The organism is Actinosynnema sp. NPDC091369, from assembly GCF_044757065.1.
GTDB lineage: Bacteria > Actinomycetota > Actinomycetes > Mycobacteriales > Pseudonocardiaceae > Actinosynnema.
Genome location: NZ_JBIVUG010000001.1, coordinates 424293 through 446330, shown reverse-complemented (window position 1 = coordinate 446330; position 22038 = coordinate 424293). Strand labels below are relative to the sequence as shown.

General features: G+C 73.1%; 21 protein-coding genes. 13 read left to right on the top strand and 8 right to left on the bottom strand.

The annotated features are described in order from the left end of the window. The first annotated feature begins 78 nt into the window (after positions 1-78). On the top strand, positions 79-654 hold the full coding sequence (locus tag ACIQMJ_RS02130; RefSeq protein ID WP_499759172.1) for a TetR/AcrR family transcriptional regulator: 576 nt from the start codon (positions 79-81) through the stop codon (positions 652-654). A gap of 78 nt (positions 655-732) precedes the next feature. Further along, a complete protein-coding gene (locus tag ACIQMJ_RS02125; RefSeq protein WP_499759171.1) occupies positions 733-2169 on the top strand; it encodes a carboxylesterase/lipase family protein in 1437 nt (478 codons plus the stop codon). Positions 2170-2221: 52 nt separating this feature from the next. On the opposite strand, the gene ACIQMJ_RS02120 is transcribed toward ACIQMJ_RS02125, so the two are convergent. Both ACIQMJ_RS02120 and ACIQMJ_RS02115 read right to left on the bottom strand, forming a co-directional pair. After that, a complete protein-coding gene (locus tag ACIQMJ_RS02120; RefSeq protein ID WP_499759170.1) occupies positions 2222-2695 on the bottom strand; it encodes a DUF2165 domain-containing protein in 474 nt (157 codons plus the stop codon). Positions 2696-2903: 208 nt separating this feature from the next. Continuing rightward, on the bottom strand, positions 2904-6962 hold the full coding sequence (locus ACIQMJ_RS02115; protein ID WP_499759169.1) for an nSTAND1 domain-containing NTPase: 4059 nt from the start codon (positions 6960-6962) through the stop codon (positions 2904-2906). 295 nt (positions 6963-7257) lie between these two features. On the opposite strand from ACIQMJ_RS02115, the gene ACIQMJ_RS02110 reads away from it, so the two are divergent. The 3 genes from ACIQMJ_RS02110 (at position 7258) to ACIQMJ_RS02100 (ending at position 9545) form a co-directional block, all read left to right on the top strand. After that, complete coding sequence (locus ACIQMJ_RS02110) at positions 7258-7443, top strand: hypothetical protein (protein WP_499759168.1); 186 nt, start codon at positions 7258-7260, stop codon at positions 7441-7443. A 137-nt stretch (positions 7444-7580) separates the two neighbouring features. Next, on the top strand, positions 7581-9038 hold the full coding sequence (locus tag ACIQMJ_RS02105) for a DNA-3-methyladenine glycosylase 2 family protein (protein ID WP_499759167.1): 1458 nt from the start codon (positions 7581-7583) through the stop codon (positions 9036-9038). A gap of 15 nt (positions 9039-9053) precedes the next feature. Then, a complete protein-coding gene (locus tag ACIQMJ_RS02100; protein ID WP_499759166.1) occupies positions 9054-9545 on the top strand; it encodes a methylated-DNA--[protein]-cysteine S-methyltransferase in 492 nt (163 codons plus the stop codon). Here the strand turns inward: ACIQMJ_RS02100 and ACIQMJ_RS02095 are convergent. Beyond that, entirely contained in the window at positions 9527-10267 is a 741-nt protein-coding gene (locus ACIQMJ_RS02095; protein WP_499759165.1) for a DUF2306 domain-containing protein, read from the bottom strand. The genes ACIQMJ_RS02100 and ACIQMJ_RS02095 overlap by 19 nt on opposite strands. A gap of 273 nt (positions 10268-10540) precedes the next feature. On the opposite strand from ACIQMJ_RS02095, the gene ACIQMJ_RS02090 reads away from it, so the two are divergent. The 4 genes from ACIQMJ_RS02090 to ACIQMJ_RS02075 are packed head-to-tail and all read left to right on the top strand — an operon-like array spanning position 10541 to position 13297. Next, on the top strand, positions 10541-11125 hold the full coding sequence (locus ACIQMJ_RS02090; protein WP_499759164.1) for an ArsR/SmtB family transcription factor: 585 nt from the start codon (positions 10541-10543) through the stop codon (positions 11123-11125). A gap of 2 nt (positions 11126-11127) precedes the next feature. After that, positions 11128-11838 (top strand): SRPBCC family protein, encoded by a 711-nt coding sequence (locus ACIQMJ_RS02085; protein ID WP_499759163.1) that lies wholly within the window; start codon positions 11128-11130, stop codon positions 11836-11838. After that, the gene (locus ACIQMJ_RS02080; RefSeq protein ID WP_499759162.1) at positions 11835-12485 is read left to right on the top strand and encodes a DUF998 domain-containing protein; all 651 of its coding nucleotides are present in this window, start codon (positions 11835-11837) and stop codon (positions 12483-12485) included. The genes ACIQMJ_RS02085 and ACIQMJ_RS02080 overlap by 4 nt, the downstream gene beginning before the upstream one ends. A gap of 14 nt (positions 12486-12499) precedes the next feature. Next, a complete protein-coding gene (locus tag ACIQMJ_RS02075; RefSeq protein ID WP_499759161.1) occupies positions 12500-13297 on the top strand; it encodes an alpha/beta fold hydrolase in 798 nt (265 codons plus the stop codon). A 73-nt stretch (positions 13298-13370) separates the two neighbouring features. Here ACIQMJ_RS02075 and ACIQMJ_RS02070 read toward each other — a convergent pair whose 3' ends face one another. After that, positions 13371-14204: an SAM-dependent methyltransferase gene (locus tag ACIQMJ_RS02070; RefSeq protein ID WP_499759160.1), complete on the bottom strand. Its 834-nt coding sequence runs from the start codon at positions 14202-14204 to the stop codon at positions 13371-13373. Positions 14205-14417: 213 nt separating this feature from the next. Here ACIQMJ_RS02070 and ACIQMJ_RS02065 point away from each other — a divergent pair, with 213 nt between their 5' ends. The 3 genes from ACIQMJ_RS02065 to ACIQMJ_RS02055 all read left to right on the top strand — a co-directional run bounded on the left by ACIQMJ_RS02065 (position 14418) and on the right by ACIQMJ_RS02055 (position 15958). Beyond that, positions 14418-15293 carry a Sco1979 family transcriptional regulator gene (locus ACIQMJ_RS02065; protein WP_499759159.1) on the top strand — a complete coding sequence of 292 codons (876 nt, stop codon included), beginning with the start codon at positions 14418-14420 and terminating at the stop codon, positions 15291-15293. 130 nt (positions 15294-15423) lie between these two features. Further along, the gene (locus tag ACIQMJ_RS02060) at positions 15424-15663 is read left to right on the top strand and encodes a DUF397 domain-containing protein (RefSeq protein ID WP_387483587.1); all 240 of its coding nucleotides are present in this window, start codon (positions 15424-15426) and stop codon (positions 15661-15663) included. After that, on the top strand, positions 15647-15958 hold the full coding sequence (locus tag ACIQMJ_RS02055; protein ID WP_141979302.1) for a hypothetical protein: 312 nt from the start codon (positions 15647-15649) through the stop codon (positions 15956-15958). Before ACIQMJ_RS02060 ends, ACIQMJ_RS02055 begins: the two co-directional genes overlap by 17 nt. A 206-nt stretch (positions 15959-16164) precedes the next feature. Here the strand turns inward: ACIQMJ_RS02055 and ACIQMJ_RS02050 are convergent, their stop codons facing one another. Beyond that, positions 16165-16773, bottom strand: a complete 609-nt coding sequence (locus tag ACIQMJ_RS02050; RefSeq protein ID WP_499759158.1) for a TetR/AcrR family transcriptional regulator C-terminal domain-containing protein — start codon at positions 16771-16773, stop codon at positions 16165-16167. Positions 16774-16849: 76 nt separating this feature from the next. Between ACIQMJ_RS02050 and ACIQMJ_RS02045 the strand changes: the two genes are divergently transcribed. Further along, positions 16850-17392 carry a peroxiredoxin-like family protein gene (locus ACIQMJ_RS02045; RefSeq protein WP_499759157.1) on the top strand — a complete coding sequence of 181 codons (543 nt, stop codon included), beginning with the start codon at positions 16850-16852 and terminating at the stop codon, positions 17390-17392. Positions 17393-17520: 128 nt separating this feature from the next. On the opposite strand, the gene ACIQMJ_RS02040 is transcribed toward ACIQMJ_RS02045, so the two are convergent. From ACIQMJ_RS02040 to ACIQMJ_RS02030, 3 genes are all read right to left on the bottom strand, one after another. Beyond that, positions 17521-18459, bottom strand: a complete 939-nt coding sequence (locus ACIQMJ_RS02040) for a hypothetical protein (RefSeq protein WP_499759156.1) — start codon at positions 18457-18459, stop codon at positions 17521-17523. Positions 18460-18628: 169 nt separating this feature from the next. Further along, positions 18629-21409, bottom strand: a complete 2781-nt coding sequence (locus tag ACIQMJ_RS02035; protein WP_499759155.1) for a helix-turn-helix transcriptional regulator — start codon at positions 21407-21409, stop codon at positions 18629-18631. After that, positions 21406-22035, bottom strand: coding sequence for an MBL fold metallo-hydrolase (locus tag ACIQMJ_RS02030; RefSeq protein ID WP_499759154.1), 630 nt, complete (start codon positions 22033-22035; stop codon positions 21406-21408). Before ACIQMJ_RS02030 ends, ACIQMJ_RS02035 begins: the two co-directional genes overlap by 4 nt. Positions 22036-22038: the final 3 nt, after the last annotated feature.

Genomic DNA, 22038 nt, shown 5'->3' with positions numbered 1-22038 from the left:
GGCGACCCTATCGCAGTGTTCGCGCTGGTCACGCGCTATTTATTCGCCGACTTTGCTCACGTGTGCTAAATTTTGCTCATGCGAGCAAAGTCCGTGACCGAGCAGGCACGACGGGCGCAGATCGTCGCCGCGGCGATCGAGGTCCTGGCCGAGCTGGGTTACGGGGCGACCTCGTTCCGGCAGATCGCCGCCCGCGCCGGGTTGAGCAGCACGGGGCTGATCTCGTACCACTTCAAGGGCAAGCAGGAGCTGGTGGACACCGTCTACGCGGAGGTCCGGCGGAAGTTCGCCGAGTTCGTGCTGGAGCGGATGGACCGCTCGGACACCGCGGCCGGCGAGCTGCGCGCGTTCCTGAGCGCCAACCTGCGGTTCCTGGCCGCCCACCGGGCGCACATGGTGGCGCTGGCGCAGGTGCGGCCGCACGTCTCGGTCGCCGACAACGCGGACGACGACCACCGCAAGATGGCCGACCTGCTCCGGGAGGGGCAGCGGCGGGGCGAGTTCCGCGACTTCGACGCGGACACCGTGGCGATCTTCGTGCTGGCCCTGCGCAACGGCGTGCTGGCCAGGGCGGCCGAGCACGCGGAGGTCGACCTCGACCTCTGCGAACGCGAGCTCCTCACCGCGGTGGAGCTCGCCACCACAAGGGGGTAGCACATGCGTCGGGGGACGCGGGCACTGATCACGGCGGCGACCGCCGTCCTGGTCGTGACGGCATGCGGGGGTGGTGACGTGGAGCGATCCGACGTCGTGCGGGTGGAGAACGGCGAGGTGCGCGGCGTCGTCCGCGCCGACCACGCGCTGTTCCAAGGGATTCCGTACGCCGTGCCGCCGAGGGGCGAGCTGCGCTGGCGGTCACCGCAGCGGGCGGCGGACTGGGCGGGCGTCCGGGACGCGACCAAGCCGGGCAACCCGTGCCCGCAGGTCGGTTCGTCCTATTCGGACACCAGGTCGACGGACGAGGACTGCCTGTTCCTCAACGTCACCACGCCGTCCACCGAGGGCCGCCGGCCGGTCATGGTCTGGTTGCACGGCGACGGCTCGATCGGCGCGGGCCACGACTTCGACGCCACCGCCCTGGCCACCAAGGGGGACGTGGTGGTCGTGACGCTGAACTACCGGCTGGGCGTGTTCGGCGGCTTCGGCCTGGCCGGGCTGGAGGGGTCCGGCGCGTTCGCCCTGCGGGACCAGCGCGAGGCGCTGGACTGGGTGCGGCGCAACATCGCGGCCTTCGGCGGCGACCCCGGGAACGTCACGCTGTTCGGCGTCTCCTACGGCGCGTCGGCCACCGCGGCGCACCTGATCTCACCCGCCTCCCGCGGCCTGTTCCACAAGGTGATCATGCACAGCGGGTTCGCCTTGGTCGACCTGCCCGCCGAGGCGTGGTACCCGGGCCTGGGCGCGCTGCCGTGGCTCGCCTGGCGGGACACGGCCGAGATCGAGCAGATCGGGCGGATGGTCGCCGTCGAGCTCGGCTGCGCGGACATCGACTGCCTGCGCGCGCTGCCGGTGGAGAAGGTGTTGGAGCACCCGCAGGTGATGAACATCTTCCAGCCCTTCGGGTACGGGAACGCGGACCTGCCGGAGCTGCCCGTCGAGGCGTTCGCGTCCGGTGAGGTCGCGCGGGTGCCCGTGCTGGCCGGCAACACGCGGCACGAGCACCGGGGTCTCGTGGAGGTCTTCCGCGGACCCGTCACGGCCGAGGACTACCCGCGGCTGCTCGCGGCCGCGTTCGGCGACCGGGCGGCCGAGGTGGAGCGGGAGTACCCGCTGACCGCGTTCGAGAGCCCGAGCCGGGCGTGGGCGGCCGTGCTCACCGACCGGGTGTGGGCGCGGCCCACGTTCCGGCAGCACGAACTGCTGTCCGCGCACACGCCGACGTTCGCGTTCGAGTTCGCCGACGAGGGGGCGTCCGAGCAGGGCGCGAGCCACAGCACGGACATCGGCTACCTGTTCCCGGACCAGGAGCTCACCGACCGGCAGCGCGAGCTGTCGGACGCGATGATCCGGTACTGGACCGCGTTCGCCCGCACCGGCGACCCGAATGCCGAAGGGCTGCCGCGCTGGCCCGCGTTCGGCGAGGGGCGGCACGTGCAGTCGCTCGCGCCGGGCGCGATCACCGGCGTCGACTACCGGGCCGAGCACCGGCTCGACTTCTGGCGGGGGTGACGCCGGACCGGAGGCCGTCGGAGAGGGGTGACGGCCTCCGGTCCCGCGCGGTTCAGTCCCTCTTGCCCGCGTGCAGCAGCACCAGCCCGAGCGCGGCGACGACGAAGTTCTGGAACGCGGCCGACAGCCCGTTCCAGTCCTTCGACTGCCACATGACGAACCACTCGCCGCCGATCGCGATGAACCCGCCGCCGAACAGCAGCACCTGCATCACCCAGCCCGCGGACGACAGCCGGCGCGCGACCTCCTCGCGGCGCCGCAGCCAGGCCACCAGCCCGGCCAGCAGCACCAGCGCGGTGACCGCCTCCCACAGGATGATCAGCACGTAGACCGCGGTCACGACGGCCGGGCTGGTGATCGCGCGCCACGACGTGTCGGGCGAGCCGAACGTGGTGTCCATCGCCAGCACGTGCCGGACGAACGCGTGGTTGGTCTCGTAGTCGGTGACGTTGCCGAACACCACGAGACCCATGTAGAGCGCGGTGATCCCGGTCAGCGCCGTGATCGCCGCCTGCGGGCTCCCCACCCTGGCAAGTAAACGCATGATCTGTAGAACGTAGTCACGTTCCACCGGAAGTCCATGAGCGATTTTCACCTCTCCCGGACCGGGAGACGCCCCGGTCGGCGAGCCGAGCCGCAGGTCAGGGCCCGTGACCGGGCGCGACCGGGTCGTGGGCGGTCCGGTGCGGTCCAGACCACGGGGAGGTTCGGGGCCGGCCGGCGGGGCGGGTCGGTCAGGGGCAGGGCGGCTCGTAGTCCAGCTGCGGCAGGTGCTCGCGCCACCGCTCCTCCGGCAGCACGGCCTTGGTCTTGACGCAGACCCGGTCGATCACGTGCCCCAGGTCCAGGTCCCACACCCGGACCGTGCTGTCGGAGCTGCTCGACGCGAGCCGGCCGCCGTCCGGGCTGAACGCGATGTCCCGCAGCCCGCCGTCGTGCCCGGTCAGCACCTGGCCGATCGCGGTCGGCCGGCGGACGTCGCGCACGTCCCACAGCCGGATGGTGCGGTCCTCGCCGCCGCTGGCCAGCGTCCGCCCGTCCGGGCTGAACGCCACCGTCACCGCCGCCTCCACGTGCCCGGTCAACGGCGCGCCGATCGACTGGACCCGGTTCGGCACGGACACGTCCCACAGCCGGATCGTGCCGTCGTCGCTCGCGGTGGCCAGGGTGCGGCCGTCCGGGCTGACGTCGCCCGCGCGCACCGCGCCGCTGTGCCCGGTCAGCGGGTGCCCGATCGGTTGGGCCGTCGCCGGGTCCGTGACGTCCCACAGCCGCACGGTCTTGTCCGCGCTCGCCGTGATCAACGTCCTCCCGTCCGGGGTGAACCCGACGTAGTGCACGTACTCGGTGTGGCCGACGAGCGCTTGCCCCAGCGGCTCGGGGTTCGCGCGGTCGCGGAGGTCCCACAGCTGCACCGAGTAGTCGTCCGCGCCGGTCGCCAGGACCTCGCCGTCGGGCCGGAACGCCACCGGCGAGCTGTACCGCGTGCCCACCGCGATCGGCTCACCCAGCGGCCGGGGTCGGTGCGGGTCCGCGAAGTCCCACAGCCGGACCATGTCGTCGCTCACGCTGGCCAGCGTGAGCCCGTCCTCGCTCAACGCGACCGACCACACGCCCGCGCCGTGCGACAGCGTCGTGGTCGACACGGGGTTGGCCGGATCGCTGGTGTCCCACACCCGGATCGACTGATCCTCGCTGCCCGACACCAGGTGGTGGTCGTCCGGGGTGAAGCGGGGTCCGATGGTGCGCGCCGAGTGCCCGACGAGCACGCCGTGCGGCAGCGACCACAACCGCACCACCGAGTCGAGGCTGCCGGTGGCCAGGGTGCGGCCGTCCGGGCTGAAGGCCACCGCGTACACGATGCCGTTGCGCCCGGTCAGCGGCCGGCCGAGCGCGATCGGGCGCGCCGGGTCGGTGGTGTTCCACAGCCGCGTGGTGCCGTCGCCGCCGGCGGACGCGAGCACCCGGCCGTCCGGGCTGAACGCCACCGACCAGACGCCCTCGGTGTGGTCGGTCAACGGGCGGCCGACCAAGCGCGGCGCGGCCGGGTCCGCCACGTCGAACAGCCGCACGGTGTGGTCCTCGCTGCCGGCCGCCAGCGTCCGCCCGTCCGGGCTGAACGCCACCGAGTGCACGGTGTTGTCGAACCCGGTGATCGGCTCGCCCACCGGGACGGGGCGCTGCCGGTCGCGCACGTCGAACAGCACGGCGGTCCCGTCGTCGCCCGCCGTGGCCAGCAGCGTGCCGTCCCGGTTGAACGCCACCGCGCGGACCTGCCCGGTGTGCCGGCCGAGCGGCTCGCCCAGCCGCTGGGGCGCGGCCGGGTCGGTCACGTCCCACAGCCGGGCGGTCTTGTCCTCGTTCGCGGTGGCCAGCGTCCGTGAGTCCGGGGTGAACGCCAGCAGGTACACGGTGCCGTTGCCGCCGTTCAACGGCTCGCCGAGGGAGCGCGGGCGTTCCGGGTCGCTGACGTCCCACAGCCGCACGGTGGTGTCGTTGCCCGCCGTGGCCAGGGTCTTGCCGTCCGGGCTGAACACCGCCGAGGTGACCCAGCTGCGGTGGCCGGCCAGCGGCGAGCCCAGCGGCCTGGGGGCGTTCTGGTCCCGCAGGTCCCACAGCCGCACGGTCTGGTCGAAGCTGGCGGTGGCCAGGAACCTGCCGTCGGGGGAGAAGGACGTGAGGTACACCGGGCCGGTGTGCCCGACCAGGGGGGTCGCCAGCGGCGAGGTCTGGGTGGACAGCAGGCGGGTCTGCACGTCCCGGTCGTCGGGGCGCATCCGGTGCGCCACCAGGGCCAGCTGCGCCGACAGCGAGGGGTCGGACTCCTGCAACCGGTCCGCCTCGGCCACCACCTGCCGGAACACCGCGTCGTCCCGCTGCCGCACGGCCAGCACGGCGGCGGTGGCGGCGATGAGCGCGAGCACCACCACGCACGCCACCGCCGCGCGTCTGCCCCACGCGGCACGTCTGCGGTGCTGCGTCGACACGGCGAGGAAGTCCTGGGCGGTGCCGGTCAGCCCCTCCGGACCGGCCGCGTCCGCCCAGTGCCGCGCGGTCTCCAGCCGCGCGCCCCGGTAGAGCAGCGACGAGTCGCGGTCCTGCGCGGCCCACGACGCCGCGTCCTCCTCCAGCCGCTGCCGCAGGAGCTGGCCCTCGCGGTCCTGGTCGATCCAGCTGCGCAGCCGCGGCCACGCCTGGAGCAGCGCCTCGTGCGTGATCTCCACCGAGCCCGCGTCGAGCGTCACCAGCCGGGCCCGCGCCAGCACCTCCAGCGCCTCCTCGCCCGCGGCCCGGTTCGCGGCCTGCTCGACCAGCTCGTGCCGGGTGGAGCGGCGGCGGGTGTCCTGGGTGTCCTCGCCGACGCGCACCAGCCGCAGCAGCAACGGGCGGGCGGCGTGCTGCGCCTCGGGCGCGAGGTCGGCCCACGCCCGTTCCGCGGTGGCCGCGACCGCCCCCTGGATGCCGCCCGCCGAGCGGTAGCCCGCGATGGTCAGCTTGCCCGCCTGCCTGCGCTGCCAGGTGGCCAGCAGGGCGTGCGACAGCAGCGGCAGCGCGCCCGCGTCGTACGCGCCCTGGCCCGTCCGCGCCTGCGCCCGCCCGCTGCGCACGCCCAGGTCGCGCAGCATCAGCTCGATCAGCCCCGGCTCCAGTTGCAGGCCCGCGGCCTTCGCGGGCCGCGACACCGCCTCCCGCAGCTCCGCCGACGTCATCGGGCCCAGCACCATCTGCCGGTCCTGCAGCGCGTCGGCCAGCTCCGGGAACGCCAGGCAGCGGCCGTAGAAGTCGGCCCGCACGCCCACCAGCACCAGCGCGGGGGCCGTGCCGCCGGGCACCGCGGGCGTGCAGGCCACGTGCAGCGCCTGCACGAACACCTGGAGCCGGTTCTCGTCCGAGGACAGCGTGAACGCCTCCTCGAACTGGTCCACCACGACCACCACGCGGTCGCTGCCGTGCCGCTGCGCGTGGGCCGCGAACGCCGCCCGGATCTGCGCGGCGAACCGCAGCACGCCCATCAGCGTCTGCCCGAGGAACGTGTCCGGACCCTGCCCGGAGGCCACCAGGTCCTGGTCCATCCCGTCCAGCGTGAGCGCCATGTCCAGCACGTCGGCCAATTCCGGGAGCTGCCGGACCAATTCCTTCACCGGGTCCGCGCCGGGCGTGATGACGACCGCCGGCCAATTCGTCGAACCGGGCACCGCCAACGCGCCGTCGCGAATGGACGGGATGACTCCGGCGCGCACCAGTGACGATTTCCCGGCACCGGACGCGCCGACCAGCATCACGATTCCGCCGGTGTCCGCGGCACTGCCCAATCGGGACACGAGTGCGGCCGTGCTGCGTTCCCGGCCGAAGAACCAACTGGAATCCTCGGGCTGGAACGCGGCCAATCCCCGATAAGGGCACACACCGATTTCGTCGGAGCTCGGCGGGTCCTCGTCCTCGGGCGAGGACACCGGGCTCGCCAGCGCCTCCTCCCACAGCGCGCGCCACGCGTCCAGGTCGTACAACCCGGCCGCGGGCGGCTGTGGGCGGGACTTCCGCGCCTCACCGATCAAAATTTCAAGTACTACCGAGAGTGCCGAGAACCTGGCCGGCACGTTGCGCCCGCGACGCCAGTCGCTGACCCGTTGCGCGGTCGCCCGGACCGGCCGGCCGCGCTCGTCGGTGCGCCGCGCGCGGCCGACCGACTCGGTCACCTTCTTCAGCGGTGGATCACCCGCTTCGGCGTACAGCAGCGCGAACCGCTCCGCGAACACGGCGCGGGGACCCGACCCCTGCCCGGAACCAGCCATCCGCGGCGTGCCTCCTCAAGATCCGGTGTTCCGGACCGGAAAACCGGATGTGAGCGCGTGAACAGGTCTTTTGCGAACCCGTGGAGCCCTTGTCAGTCCACCCTAACGACTTGCGCTGACAAGCTGGCCCGGACGTTGCAGGTGACGTCGACAGGTTGTGCGAAGGGACCGGTCACAGTGGTTTCGCAGGCAACTACCGCTCATGGCAGCTCGTGGCGCGCTGAGGGGTCCTGGGGGTCTTCTCAGCGGTGCGCACCGAACCGACCCGGTCGGTGGAACGGTGCGGCGACCTGCCATGCCGAGCGGAGTTGACCCGGTGCGGACCGCCCGTCCGCCGGTCACGGCCCGTGAGGACCGGGGTGTCCCCGGTGAAGCACGGGTCTGCCCGATCCTGAGGACGGTGCTGGACGCGAACCGCCGCGACCGGGCCGAGGTGAGGCTGGACCTGCTGGCCCGGCTCGCCGCCCCGGCGCACAACTAGCCGGTGTCCGGACGAAGGGCGACGCCGCCCTCCCGGGCCGCCGCACAGCGAGGTGCGGCGCGCCCGGATCCGGCCCGATTCCATCCATGTCGCATTTCCGCCGGCCACGGCGCCTGACTTTGCCGGATGCTGGTGCGGTGCACGAAGACGCGGAACGTTGTGTCCGGGCCGTGCGGTCGAAAGACGCCCGGTTCGACGGGTGGTTCTTCACCGCGGTCCTGACCACCCGGATCTATTGCCGGCCGAGTTGCCCGGTCACCCCGCCGAAGGTGGGGAACATGCGCTTCTACCCGAGCGCGGCGGCGGCCCAACAAGCGGGATTCCGGGCCTGCAAGAGGTGTCGGCCCGACGCGTCGCCGGGTTCTCCGCTGTGGAACCACCGCGCCGACTCGGTGGCCAAGGCGATGCGGCTGATCGCCGACGGCGTGGTCGACCGGGAGGGCGTGCCCGGCCTCGCCGTGCGCCTGGGCTACAGCGTCCGGCAGGTCGAACGGCTGCTGCTGGCCGAGCTGGGCGCGGGACCGCTGGCGCTGGCCAGGGCGCAGCGCGCGCAGACCGCCCGGCTGCTGATCGAGACCACCGTGCTGCCCATGGCGGAGGTCGCGCTGGCGGCCGGGTTCGCCAGCGTCCGCGCGTTCAACGAGACCGTGCGCGAGGTGTTCGCGCTGTCGCCGACCGACCTGCGCACCCGCCGGCGTCCCGCGCCCGACACGCCCGGCGTGCTGTCGCTGCGCCTGCCGTTCCGCGCGCCGCTGCGACCGGACAACCTGTTCGGCCACCTCGCCGCGACCGGCGTGCCGGGGGTGGAGGAGTGGCGTGACGGCGCGTACCGGCGGACGTTGCGGCTGCCGCGCGGGCACGGCGTGGTGACGTTGACCCCGCAGGACGACCACGTGGCGTGCAAGCTCGCGCTGAGCGACCTGCGGGACCTGTCGATCGCCATCGCCCGCTGCCGCCGGATGCTCGACCTCGACGCCGACCCCGTCGCGGTGGACGAGCAGCTGCGCTCGGACCCGCTGCTCGCACCCCTGGTCGACGCCGGTCCCGGGCGGCGCGTGCCCGGCACGGTGGACGCCGCCGAGTTCGCCGTGCGCGCGGTGCTCGGGCAGCAGGTGTCCACGGCCGCCGCCCGCACCCACGCCGCGCGGCTGGTGCGCGCGGTGGGTGAGCCGATCACCGACCACGGGCTGACGCACCTGTTCCCCACGCCCGAGGCGCTGGCCTCGCTGGACCCGGCCGCGCTGGCGATGCCGCGGGCGCGCAAGACGGCGTTCCGGGCGCTGGTCGAGGCGCTGGCCGACGGCTCGCTGGACCTCGGCGTCGGCGCGGACTGGGACAAGGCGCGGGCCGACCTGCTGGCGCTGCCCGGCTTCGGGCCGTGGACGGTGGAGGTGATCGCGATGCGGGCGCTGGGCGACCCCGACGCGTTCCTCCCCACCGACCTCGGCATCCGCATCGCGGCACGCACCCTCGGCCTGCCCGACACGCCCGCCGCCCTGGTGCGGCGGGCCCAGGCGTGGCGCCCGTGGCGGGCGTACGCCGTCCAGTACCTCTGGGCCACCGGTGACCACGCGGTCAACCGGCTGCCCGCCTGAAAGGACGTGCCACCGATGAGCCACACCACGGTCGACAGCCCCGTCGGACCGCTCACCCTGGTCGCGCACGACGGCGTGCTGTCCGGGCTCTACATGACCGAGCAGCGGCACCGGCCGGGCGACGAGGCGTTCGGCCCCGAGGACCCCTCGCCCTTCGGGGACGTGATCGCGCAGCTGGCCGAGTACTTCGACGGCGGGCGGACGGCGTTCGACCTGCCGCTGGACCCGATCGGGACGCCGTTCCAGCGGACCGTGTGGCGGGCGCTGTGCGAGATCCCCTACGGCGAGACGGTGACGTACGGGGAGCTCGCGCAGCGGTTGGGCCGTCCGTCGGCGGCGCGGGCCGTCGGGCTGGCCAACGGCCGCAACCCGATCGGGATCATCGTGCCGTGCCACCGGGTGGTCGGCGCGAACGGCGACCTCACCGGGTACGGCGGCGGGCTGGCCCGCAAGCGTCAGCTGCTCGACTTCGAGCAGGGCTCAGACGCCTACCGGCTGCCGCTCTGACCTACCGGCTGCCGCTCCGACCTCGCGGCGCTCCGGCGCCGGCGCTTGCGGGCGTCACCGCGTTCCAGCCACCACTCGGCGATCAGCAGCGGCACCACCCAGCCCAGCCACGCGGCCAGCCCGGAGATCGCCTGCAAGAGCGCGACCTCGCTGCCGCCGAACGTCGTGTCGAGCCGCGGTGACAGCGCGAGCGCGGCGACGACCGCCCAGATCCGGTTGCTCATGATCGACGCGGTGAGCGCGAAGCTGCGGATCATCCACCGCCGGTGGTCGACGAACCGCCGTTGCCGGGCCATCCGGAACCCGGCGACGGTGAACGCCAGCCACAGCGCGCCCATCAGCACGGTGCCCGCCTGGTTGAGCGGCCCGAACGGCGACACGGCCCCGATGGCGATCGCCGTGACGCCGGCCGGCAGCACCCCGCCGAGCACGTAGACCCGGCCGACCACCCGGTGCACCGCCGGGTACCGCTGCCGGAACCACGGCCACACCTGCACCACGCAGGTCAGGATCGCCACCGACCCGAACAGCACGTGCGCCACCAGCACCGGGTAGTGCCACGGGTACCCCTCGGCTCGCGGCACGCGCGACAACGCCGGGTCCACGGTGAGGTACGGCGGCAACGAGAACGCCACGAACACCAGCACGAGGAACCCCAACGGCCCCACCCACACCCGCCTGTACCACTGCACTCCCTCGTTCGTCCCCTCGTTCATCCCCATGCCCCCACCCTCCCCACCCCCGCTGACAACCCCCGCACCACCAACGCACCACCTCCCTCCTTCCCTTACGCAAACGCGAGAGTCCTACCTCCAGCGCCCGAGAGTCCTACGTTCACGCACCGCGAGTTCAACGCTCACGACAAGCGGTGGCGTGTCTGAGCGTTGAACTCACGGGTTCTGAACGTAGGACTCGCGCGGCGCGAACGTAGGACTCTCGGGTCCGACAAGAAAGGTTGTCTTGACGAGGAGAGTTGTCGGTGGGAGGGTTGGGGCATGTTGGACGTGGCGGTGATCGAGGACCCGGCGGTGGCCGAGGTGTCGTTGGACCCGGTGCGGGCGAGGTTGTTGGCCGAACTGGCCCAGCCGAGCTCGGCGACGATGTTGGCGGCCAGGATCGGCCTGCCCCGGCAGAAGGTGAACTACCACCTGCGCACGCTGGAGCAGCACGGGCTGGTCGAGCTGGCCGAGGAACGCCGCAAGGGCAACATGACCGAACGGGTCATGCGCGCCACCGCCGCGTCCTACGTCATCTCGCCCGCGGCGCTGGCCGCCGTCCAACCCGACCCGGAACGCGCCCCCGACCGCCTGTCGGCCCGCTGGCTCCTCGCCGTGGCCGCCCGGCTGGTCCGCGACGTCGGGAAGCTCGTCACCGGCGCGGCCAAGGCGGACAAGAAGGTCGCCACCTTCGCGCTGGACGGCGAGGTCCGCTTCGCCACCGCCGCCGACCGCGCGGCGTTCGCCGAGGAGCTGGCCGCCGCCGTCACGTCCCTGGTCGCGAAGTACCACGACGACACCGCGACCGGCGGACGCGCGCACCGCGTCGTCGTCGCCGTCCACCCCAGCATCCCGAAGGAGTGACCATGGGTCACGCGTTCGAAGGCATCAGCGAAGTGGAGCTGGCCGGCGTCACGCCGGAGCAGGTCTGGGAGGCCATCGCCACCGGCCCCGGCATCGACTCGTGGTTCATGGGCAAGAACGAGGTCGAGCCGGGCGCGGTCGTCCGGCAGGCGTTCGGCGGCTACCAGCCGGCGCACCCGATCACCGCCTGGGAGCCCGGCGAGCACCTGGCCTACGGCGGCGACAAGGAGCCCGACGGCCGGTTCGTCGCCTACGAGTTCCTGGTCGAGGGGCGTGACCGGGGCAGCACTGTGCTGCGCATGGTCGCCGGCGGTTTCCTGCCCGGCGACGACTGGGAGGAGGAGTTCGAGGCCATGACCGCGGGCGGTGAGATGTTCTGGCAGACCCTCGTCACCTACCTGCGCCACTTCGCGGGCCGCACGGCCCGGCCGCTCACCGTCTTCGGCCCGCCGATCACCGACTGGCCCGCCCTGTGGCAGCGGCTCGGCGGCAAGCTCGGCCTCGACCACGCGCCGCGCACCGGCGACCGGGCCGACCTGGACGGCGGCGTCGTCTACTTCGCCAACTCCCAGACGATCGGCATCCGCACCGACCGCGCCCTGTACCGCTTCTTCCAGGGCATGCCCGGCGTCCTGATCGCGATGCACGCCGTGTTCGCCGACGACCACCGCGACGAGGAGTCCTGGTCGGCCTGGATGGGAGACCTGGCATGACCACCCTGCGGCACGACGGCACCAGCACCGGCACCCGGACCGGCACCGGCACCGGCACCACCAGGCTGCTGCTCGGCTGCGGCGTCCTGGCGGGCCCGCTCTACCTCGTCACCGGCTTCGCCCAGGCGTTCACCCGCGAGGGCTTCGACCTGACCCGCCACCCGTTCAGCTTCCTCTCCCTCGGCCCGGGCGGGTGGCTCCAGATCACGAACTTCGTCCTCTGCGGACTGCTGTTCCTGGCCGCCGCGGTCGGCCTGCGCCGCACCGGAAGGGTCGGCACGGCGGTGCCCGTCCTGATCGGACTCTTCGCGGTCGGCATGATCGGCGGCGGGGTGTTCGTGGCCGACCCGGCGTTCGGCTTCCCGGCCGGCGCGCCGGAGGGTCAGCCGGCCGACCTGTCGTGGCACGGCGTGCTGCACGGCGTGGCGTTCTTCGTCGCGTTCCCCGCGCTGGTGGTGGCGTTCTTCGTGCTGGCGAGGAAGTTGACCGGCCCGTGGGCGTGGGCGAGCGTGGCGGCGGGCGTGCTGTCGTTGACGCCGATGCCGTTCATGGGCACCGGAACGGGCACGGTCCTGCTGTACGGCGCGGCGGTCGTGGCCTGGTCGTGGGTGTCCGCCGTCCTGGCGAAGCTGCGCTCCGAGATCTGAGGGACTGAAGAACCATGGGACAGGTCGTATCCAAGGACGGCACCGCGATCGCCTTCACGCGCATCGGGTCCGGACCGGCGTTGATCATCGTGGACGGCGCGCTGTGCCACCGGGCCTTCGGCCCCGCGACGGCGTTGGCCGAGGCGCTGTCCGACCGCTTCACCGTCTACACCTACGACCGGCGCGGCCGGGGCGAGAGCGGCGGCGGCACCGCGCCGTACGACGTGGAGCGCGAGGTCGAGGACATCGCCGCGCTCATCGAACAGGCGGGCGGCTCGGCCCACCTGTTCGGCATGTCGTCGGGCGGCACGCTGGTCGCCGAGGCGGCGCACCGGGGCGTGCGCGCCGACCGGATCGCGATCTACGAGTCGCCGATGGTCGTGGACGGCACCCGCGCGCCGATGGACCCCGACCTGCCGGCCCGCGTGGAGCGCGCGGTCGGGGAAGGACGCCGGGGCGACGCGGTCAAGCTGTTCATGCGCTACGTCGGCACGCCCGGCTTCTTCGTCGCGGTCCTCCGGGTCATGCCGCCGTGGCGGAAGCTGAAGGGCGTCGCGCACACGCTGCCGAACGACTTCGCGCTGACCGGCGAGTTCCAGCGGGGCACGCCGCCGCCCGCCGACCGCTGGTCGGGCGCGGACGTGCCCGCCCTGGTGATCGCGGGCGGCAAGAGCCCCGAGTACATGCGCAACGCGCAGCGACACCTGGCGTCGGCGCTGCCGCACGGCGAGCTGACCGTCCTGCCCGGCCAGACCCACATGGTCAAGCCCCGGGCGACGGTCCCGGCGCTCGTCGAGTTCTTCACCCGCTGAGCCGGCGGACGGGCGCGCGAAACCTGGTGGTGGGCGGGGGTTCCCCCGTCCACCACCGTCGCGCGCGACGGCTTCAGGGCTTGCGGCCCACCGCGCCCGCGATGCAGTAGCTCACCGCGTCGAGCTCCTTGAGCCGCGGCCCGTCGGGCCACCAGTCCGCGCAGATCACCAGGCCCGGCTCGACCAGCTCCAGGCCGTGGAACAGCTCCAGCATCTCCCGCCGGGTGATGAACCGCCCGCTGCCCATGGGCGAGTGCAGGAACGTGTGCTCCATGCGCCGCGCGATGGCCGAGTGCTCCTCGGTCTCCGGGTCGAAGAAGTGCGAGATCGCGACGTACGAGCCGGACGGCAGCGCGTCGATGTACTCGGCCATGATCTCGGCCGACGAGGGCGAGTCGCCGTTGTAGTGGTGCAGCGTGCCCATCTGGAAGAACGCGATCGGCTGGGTGAAGTCGATGTGCTTGCGCACGACCTCGTCGTTGAGGATCTCCCGCGGCTTGAAGATGTCGGCGGCCGAGAAGTGCGTCCGGTCGTTCTCCTCCAGCAGCGCGCGGCCGTGCGCCAGTACCACCGGGTCGTTGTCGACGTACACGACTCGTGCATCCGGGTTGATCCGCTGGGCCACCTGGTGGGTGTTCTCCGCGGTGGGCAACCCGGAGCCGCAGTCGAGGAACTGGTCGATACCCGTTTGGCTCGCGACGAACCGGGTGGCGCGGATCAGGAAGCTCCGGTTGTCCACGGCGAGCGTGGTCGCCTCCGGCGCGACCTCCTGGACGCGTCGCAGCACTTCCCGGTCGATCTCGTAGTTGTCCTTGCCGTTGAGGAACGCGTCGTAGACCCTGGCGATGCTGGCCTTCGTGGTGTCGATGTAGACGGGGGCGGCGGCGTCCGAGGACGTACCCGGCATCTTGTTGACCTCGCATTACGGGGATGGGAGTGGTGGTGTGTGCACCGCGTCACAGTCCGGTCAGCGTAAGGGTATGGGCTCAACGCGCGAGTGAGCCTCGTGCATCCGACCGGGCAAGATCATGGGTGTACGTTCAGTGACGATGCGAGTCGGCCCTCCCCGGGCGCAACCGCTGTTCGGGTGGGACAGGCACGACGGTCGGGAGGAACGGCGATGGCGGCGGAGGAGTCGACGCCGGAGCGGGACAGCGGTCCGACCGCTTTGCGGATCGTGCTCGGCGCCCAGTTGCGCAGGCTGCGCGAGGCCGCCGAGATCACCAGGGCGGACGCGGGCTACGCGATCCGCGGCTCGGAGTCGAAGATCAGCCGGATGGAGCTCGGGCGCGTCGGGCTGAAGCCGCGCGACGTGAACGACCTGCTCACCATGTACGGCGTCGACGACCCGGACGAGCGGGCGAAGTTCCTCGACATGGTCCGCCGGTCGAACGAGCCGGGCTGGTGGAACCGCTACACCGACCTGATGCCCGACTGGTTCCACGACTACGTGGGCCTGGAGGAGGCGGCGTCCCGCATCCTGATCTACGAGACGCAGTTCGTGCCCGGCCTGCTCCAGACCGAGGAGTACGCGACCGCCATCGCGAGCCACGGCCGGGCCGAGCTGGTGACGCCCGAGGTGCGGCGGCGGGTGGCGTTCCGGATGCAGCGGCAGAAGATCCTGGCGCGGCCGGGCGCCCCGAGGGTGTGGGCCGTGATCGACGAATCGGTGCTCTACCGGGCGATCGGTGGCCGCCAGGTCCTGCTCAACCAGATCGACCACTTGCTCAGCGTGACCAAGGACGGTCCGATCACCCTCCAGATCGTGCCGTTCCCGTTGGCCGGCTACGCGGCGAAGGGGCCGTTCGCGATGCTGCGCTTCGGCGAGCCCGACCTGCCGGACATCGTCTACCTCGAACACCTCGCCGGTGCCCTCTACCTGGACAAACTCGAAGAGCTGGAGATCTACAGCCGGGTCTTCGACCGCCTCACGGTGGACGCCGAGACGCCCGACCGGAGCCGGCAGATGCTCGCCAAGCGGCGGGCCGAGCTGTAGCTGTCGTCCGACCGGGTGGGATTCACGCTCCGCATCTGCACGTGCATTTACCCGTGCACCGCCCGGTGCTACGGTCCGTGCACAACCGGATGCACGTGCAGATGCATCTCTTGGCTCGGAAGGTGAGTCGATGGCCACCAAGGTTCACAACGGCATGTCCGCGGCCGACCTGAACGGCGTCACGTGGACCAAGAGCTCGTACAGCGACGCGATCGGCAACTGCGTCGAGTTCGCCGTCCTCGACGGCGGTGAGATCGCGATGCGCAACTCCCGGTTCCCCGAAGGTCCCGCGCTCGTCTACACCCGGGCGGAGATGGCCGCCTTCGTGGCCGGGGCCAGGGACGGGGAGTTCGATGACCTCGTCGACTGACCACGCCTCCCGGACCACGTTCCAGCTCCGCGAGCTGATCGCGCGGGGCTTCCAGTTCCTGCACCCGCGCGACGCCAGGGGTGAGCTGGCGGCCGTGGTCGGGGTGCGCGCGCACGACGCGGTGATCGACGTGGTGCGCCTGCACAACGAGGACGACGCGGTGGCGATGCGGATGCCCGCCGACGAGGTGAACGTGCTGTCGCCCAGCCGTTTCTCGTGGCGCCGGCGCGGACCGGCCACGCACGTGCTCGAAGAGCTGCTCGACCTGCCGGACGACGACGAGCGGACGGCCTGAAGTCTTCCCGTCCGAGCCGCGGTGGCGGACGGGACGAGGGGGCGCAGCCCTCTCATCGGCGAACCTGACCTGGAGACGCAGCGGGCGTCGACTCCGCGCCGGACCTGTCGACGCCACGCTCGGAGCGCAACTCCGTGTTCGTCGCGTTTCGACGCGGAGGCCGAGGTCGGCTTCGGCCTCCGCGCCGGCTCACACCGCTCGGGCGTTCAGGGGCGGCGCAGGCCGCTGAGCACCACGTCCAAGCCCCGGCGGAACTCGATGTCCGACGTGATCGTCCGCGCGGAAGCGGCGGTCTCGGCCAGCAGCGGGAACGCCTCGCCCATCGTCGCCATCGCGTCCGTGCCCCGACCCGTGAGCGGTCCGCGGTGCTCCAGCTCGATCGAGCCGATCAGGTAGCCCACCAGCGCGCGCATCGCGATCACCCGCTGCTCCCCGGTGAACCCGGCCCGGGTGAGCACCGCCAGCACGGACTCCGTCCAGCGCAGCAGGCTCGGGCACCGGTGCCGGTGCGCCGTCGTGAGCGGCACGGCGTTGGGGTGTGCCGCGACCGCCGCGCGGACCCGTTCGACCAGCACGGCGATCTGCTTGTCCCACAACGCCTTCGGTGGCGTGCAGTCGACCCCGGACAGCACGTGGTCGACGGCGAGCGCCTCCAGCTCGTCCCGGTCGGCGACGTACCGGTACAGCGACATGGTGCCCATGCCCAGCTCCGCCGCGACGGCGCGCATCGACAGCGCGGCCAGGCCGTCCCGGTCCAGGACGGCGAGCGTGGCGGCGGCGAGCGCGGCCGGGGTGAGCGACTTGGGACGTGGCATGACCTTGACAGCGTACAAGTTACGCGCATAACTTCGGAAAGCGTACAGCGCACGCCTACGAGGTCGAGGGGGAGACGTGAAGGTCGCCGAACGTGACTGGGGAACGGTGCTCGGGGGCTCGGTGCGGGTGCCCGACCCGCGCACCCTGGTCCACCTGCAGTTCCGCCGCTTCGCGGGCTGCCCGGTGTGCAACCTGCACCTGCGGTCGATCGTGCAGCGGCACGACGAGATCACCGCGCACGGCATCACCGAGGTGGTCGTGTTCCACTCGTCGGACGCGGAACTGCGCCCGCACGTCGCCGACCTGCCGTTCGCCGTGGTCGGCGACCCGGGCAAGCGGCTCTACGCGGAGTTCGGCGTGGAGTCCGCCGCGCGGTCGCTGCTCGACCCGCGGGCGTGGGGCGCGATCGTGCGCGGCGTGGTCCGCGACCTGGGCCCGGTGCTGCGCGGTCGGCGCCCGCTGCCCAGGCCGGAGGGCGGACGGCTCGGCCTGCCCGCGGACTTCCTCATCGCCCCGGACGGCGAGATCGTCGCGGAGAAGCGTGGACAACACGCGTACGACCAGTGGTCGGTGGACGAACTGCTCGCCCATGCACAAGCTCTGACCAGGCACGACTGAGTTGTCCACAGGGTTGTCCCCAGTTGTGGACGGCTCGAACACGCGTTCGACCTCGTGCGGTGCACGCCGTGCGCGGCAAGACCCCGCCCCTGGCGAGGCGGGGTCTTGCGGTGCTCCGGGTGCGTCGATCAGCCCACCGGCGGGGACATCACGAACCAGTTGAAGCCCTCCACCATCTGGCGGGTCTTCGTGCTGACGTAGCGCGGGCCGGTCAGCTCCCACCGCACCACGTTCCGGTACGTGCCGGGCAGCAGGCTCTCGTCGGCCGGGGTGTTCGCGTCGTCCTTGGCCGCGATGTGCTCCACGATCGTCTTGCGCTCCAGCGTCACGTCGAGCGACTCGTAGGCGGACTGGGTGTAGAGGTAGTCGTCCTGGCCGTGGTCCAGGGCGCGGCCCGGGTCGGCGAGCTTGAGCTGCACGGTGTTGCCGTCGAACGAGCCCTTCGCCGACACGACGGTGACGATGTGCCCGCCGGTGCGCTCCAGGCTCCCGGCTCGGGGGCCGGGGGCGTAGCGGCCGTAGACCAGCTGCACCGGGCCCTGGTTGAGCCGCTTGGCCAGCGTGCCCGACCAGTCGTCGGTGGTGTGCGTGCTCGCCCAGTCCGTGGCGGTGGCCCAGCCGGCGTTGCGGGCGGGCTGCGTGGCGATGTTCCACGCGGTCCGCAGGTTGGTCATGTTGGTGCCGCCGTCGTACTTCGCGTCCACCCCGATCCGCCAGATCGAGTTGCCCACGACGGTGTAGTCGGCCGGGTCCTTCGGGTCGAGCGCGCCGACCTTGGTGGTCAGCCAGCCGACCGGTGCCTTCTTCTCGTGACCCCAGAAGTGCAGCACGTTGTAGAGCGACGCCGGGCCGCAGTGGGCGTTGCCGTTGCCCTCGAGGCCGGCGCGGAACTGGTCGACGTCGCTGACACCGCACTGCTTGACCTCGAACTCGGCGCCGGCCAGGTCGCTGACCTTCACGCACGGCGGCGGCGTGCCGAGGACCGGGTCGGCCGCGGCGAGACCGGGCAGGGCGACGGCGCCGACGGCGGTGGTGGCGAGGGCGGTGAGCAGAGCCTTGCGCAACATGGGTTCCTACCTCCTGTGGAGGGGACCGCCTCCCGCGGCCCCTTCGGTAGGACTAGCTTGACCTGCACAAACGTCGAAGGCATGAGGGTTGGTCCCTCATCTCGGAGGCCCGGGAAGTTGGGTGTATCAGGCACACCCCCACCCGACTCCTCCTCTTAATCGGGGTCGCTCACGCCAGCACGCGGGCCAGCTCGCGCCGCCCGCTGATGCCGAGCTTGGTGTAGATGCGGCCGAGGTGGTTCTCCACCGTCTTGGGCGTCACGAACAGCTCCTGGGCGATCTCCCGGTTGCCCCGCCCGGTGGCGGCGAGGTCCGCGACCCGGCGTTCGCTGGCGGTCAACGCCTCCGCGCCCGCGAGCGGGGACCGCCGCGGTCGGTCGCCCAGCGCCTCCAACGCCTCCGCGGCCCGCGCCCGCACCACGGGGGAACCGCACTCGGCGGCCAGGTCCACCGCCCGGTGCAGCGGTTCCCGCGCGTCCGCGCGCCGCCGTGCCACCCGCAGCGCCTCGCCCAGGTCCGCCAGCGACCGGGCCAGGTGCAGCGTGGCCGGCGACCGCTCCAGCACCCGCACCGACTCGGTCAGCAGCTCCACCCGGCGTGCCTGGTCGACGTGGGCCAGCAGCCGCAGGGCCGCGCCGACCTCCGTCGCGGCGGCCCACTTCTCGGCCAGTGCGAGCTGTTCCTCGGCCAGCGCCAGAGCCTCGGCTTCGTCACCGAGGAGCATCGCCGCGCGTGCCGCCGGGTTGCGCCACGGGATGGTCGGCGGGTCGAGCTCGGCGGCACGCATGGCGTCGCGCTGGAGGTGCGCCTCGACCCGCGCCCGCCGCGGGTCGCCCTGCGCCAGGGCCAGCAGCGCCCGCGGCTCGTGCAGCCAGATGGTCGGCATGATCTGCGGCGACTCGGTGTGCTCGGCGTCGAACCGCGCCAGGGTGGCCGCCACCTCGGTCAGGTCGCCGCGTTCGAGCGCGGCGTAGGCCAGGAAGTGCGTCGCCGTCGCCCGCGTCGCCACCACCTGCGGCACCGGGTCCTCGTCCAGCACGGCGGCCAGCACGCCCTCGGACTCGGCGGCCACCTGGCGCATCGAGCCGGTCCGCCAGTTCAGGAACGCGGCGGCGTTGCCGACCATGGCGAACTCGACCGGCGACCCGTGCGCCCGCACCCGCGACCGGGCCCGCTCGATCTCCGGCCTGGCCTCGTCCACGCCGTCCGCGGCCACCAGGGCGATCAGCGCCACCAGCCACGCCACCATGGCGTCGGTGCTGCCGGTGGCGTCGTCGAAGTACGCGCCGTGCGACAACGCCCGCAGCGCCACGGCGGCGACCTCGGTCGAGGGCCACACCTCGTAGCGGCCGGTCTGGGCGAGCAGGCCGAGCAGCGTGCGCTCGTCCGGGGTGCGGCCGGCCAGCGAGGCGTGCCCGCCCAGGTGGTCCGACGCCGCCTGGCGGTGCCGCGGCGAGAACGACCGCACGACCGCCAGCCTGGCCTCCAGGTGCAGCCGTCCCGCGTCCGGGGCGCGGGCCGCGATGGCCTCGGTCAACTCCGCGATCGCCGCGTCCGGTCCCTCCACGGCGGCGGTCGCGGACGCGGCGGCGGCCAGCAGTTCCGCGTCCGGCACCTCGGCGGCGGCGATCCGCAGCTCGTGGCGCGCCTGCGCGGCCTCGCCACCGCGCAGCAGCGCCCGGCCCAGCTCGGCGCGCAGGGCCGGGTCGTCCGGCCGTTCGTCCACCGCGCGCCTCAGGTGCGCCGCCGCGGTGCGCGGATCACCCGCCGACAGCAGCGCGCCGGCCGCCGCCCGCAGCACGTCCACGGCCTGCGGCAGGCTGCCCCGCGGCGCGTGCGCGAGGTGCGCGGCGATCCGGTCCGCGGGCGCCTTGGTCTCCCACAACCGGGTCGCGGCGCGGGCGTGCAGCGCGGCGCGGGCCACCGGGCCCAGGTCCGCCAGCACGGCCTCGCGCACCACCGGGTGCGCGAACTGGAGCTGCTCACCGGTCAGCACGTGCGCCGAGACCAGCGCGTCGACGGCGGGCCGCAGGCGGTCGTCGTCCAGGTCGGCGACCTGACCGGCCAGCCACGGGTCACCCGCGGTGCCGAGCACGGCGGCGGCGCCCGCCAACCGGACCGCGTCGACGGGCAACCGGCCGAGCGCGGCGCGGAACACCGAGCTGGGGCCGAGCCGGGCGACCCGGCCCGCCGTGCCCGGGTCGTCCAGCGGCAGCGCCAGCGCGTCCAGCTCGTCCACCAGGACCCCGGTCAGCAGCGGGTTCCCCGCGCCCGCCGCGTGCAGCGCGGCCACCACCCCGGGGTGCGGGCGCACCCCGCGCGCCGCGACCAGCTCGGCCAGCGCCGCGGGCGTGAGAGGGCGCGGCACCAGCCGTTCGGCCTGCCGGGACACGCTCAGCTGCGCCAGCGGGCCGGTGCTGTCGGCCACCGGCCGGGTGGCGACGACCAGCGCGATCGGCAGGTCCGCGATCCGCCGCGACAGGTAGGCCAGGAACCGCGCCGAGGACAGGTCCGCCCACTGCGCGTCGTCCACCGTGATCAGCAGCGGCCGGGTGGCGGACAGGTCCACCGCCACCCACCACAGCGCGTGCAGCGTGCGGGCCAGCTCCGCCTCGCTCGGGTCGGCCGCCGCGCCGTCGAGCGCCCGCAGCGCGGCCCCGGACGGCCCGGCCAGGATCTTCTCCCGCACCTCGCCCCGGTACCGCGACACCGACCGCTCCACGAGCTGCCGCACGACACCCCAGGCCATCGCGCTCTCCAGCACGTCGCCCACGGCCTGCAACCGGCCGAAACCGCGCTGCTTGGCCAACGCCCTGGTGTCCTGCACCAGCCGGGTCTTGCCGATGCCCGCCCGGCCCTCGATCACCACGACCCGGCCCTCGCCCGCCACCGCGGAGTCCAGCGCCGCCGTGATGCGGTCCAGCTCGCGGTCCCGCTCCAGCGTGCTCATCGGACGAGGCGCAGCAGGCGGTCCGGGTCGCGCAGCGGGCGGCCGTGGCCGAACAGCACGAGCTTCGGCCGCAGCTCGGCGAGCCGGCGCATGGACGCCCGGTTGCGCTCGTCGTCGAAGGTCAGGATCTTGGGCGGCGCGCTGGGCCGCAGCAGGTTGAAGAACACGTCGCCGCAGATCAGCACGCCGTCGTGGTCGCGCCACAGGGCGATGTGGCCGGGCGAGTGGCCGGGCACGTCCAGCACGGTGAACCCGGCGACCTCGTCGCCCTCGGCCAGCCCCCGGGCGACCGGGTGCGGCGGGGGCATCTTCATCCGCGACAGCAGGGAGGCGGCGAAGCCGGGCGCGGGCACCGGGGTCGCGGTGGTGATCGCCTCCACGTCCTTCGCCCCGGCCCACAGCGGCACGTCGTACCGCTCGCAGACCGCGTGGCTGGAGCCGAAGTGGTCCGGGTGCGCGTGCGTCACCACGTGCGCGGCGATGGTGCGGCCGTCGAGCTGGCGGGTGATCCGCTTGCGGGCCGACGGCGTGCCCGCGTCCACCAGGACGTCCTCCACCAGGTAGGCGTTCACCATGTGGGGAGGACGGCCGAGCAGCTGGTGGACTCCCGGAGCCAGTGGTCGCACCGG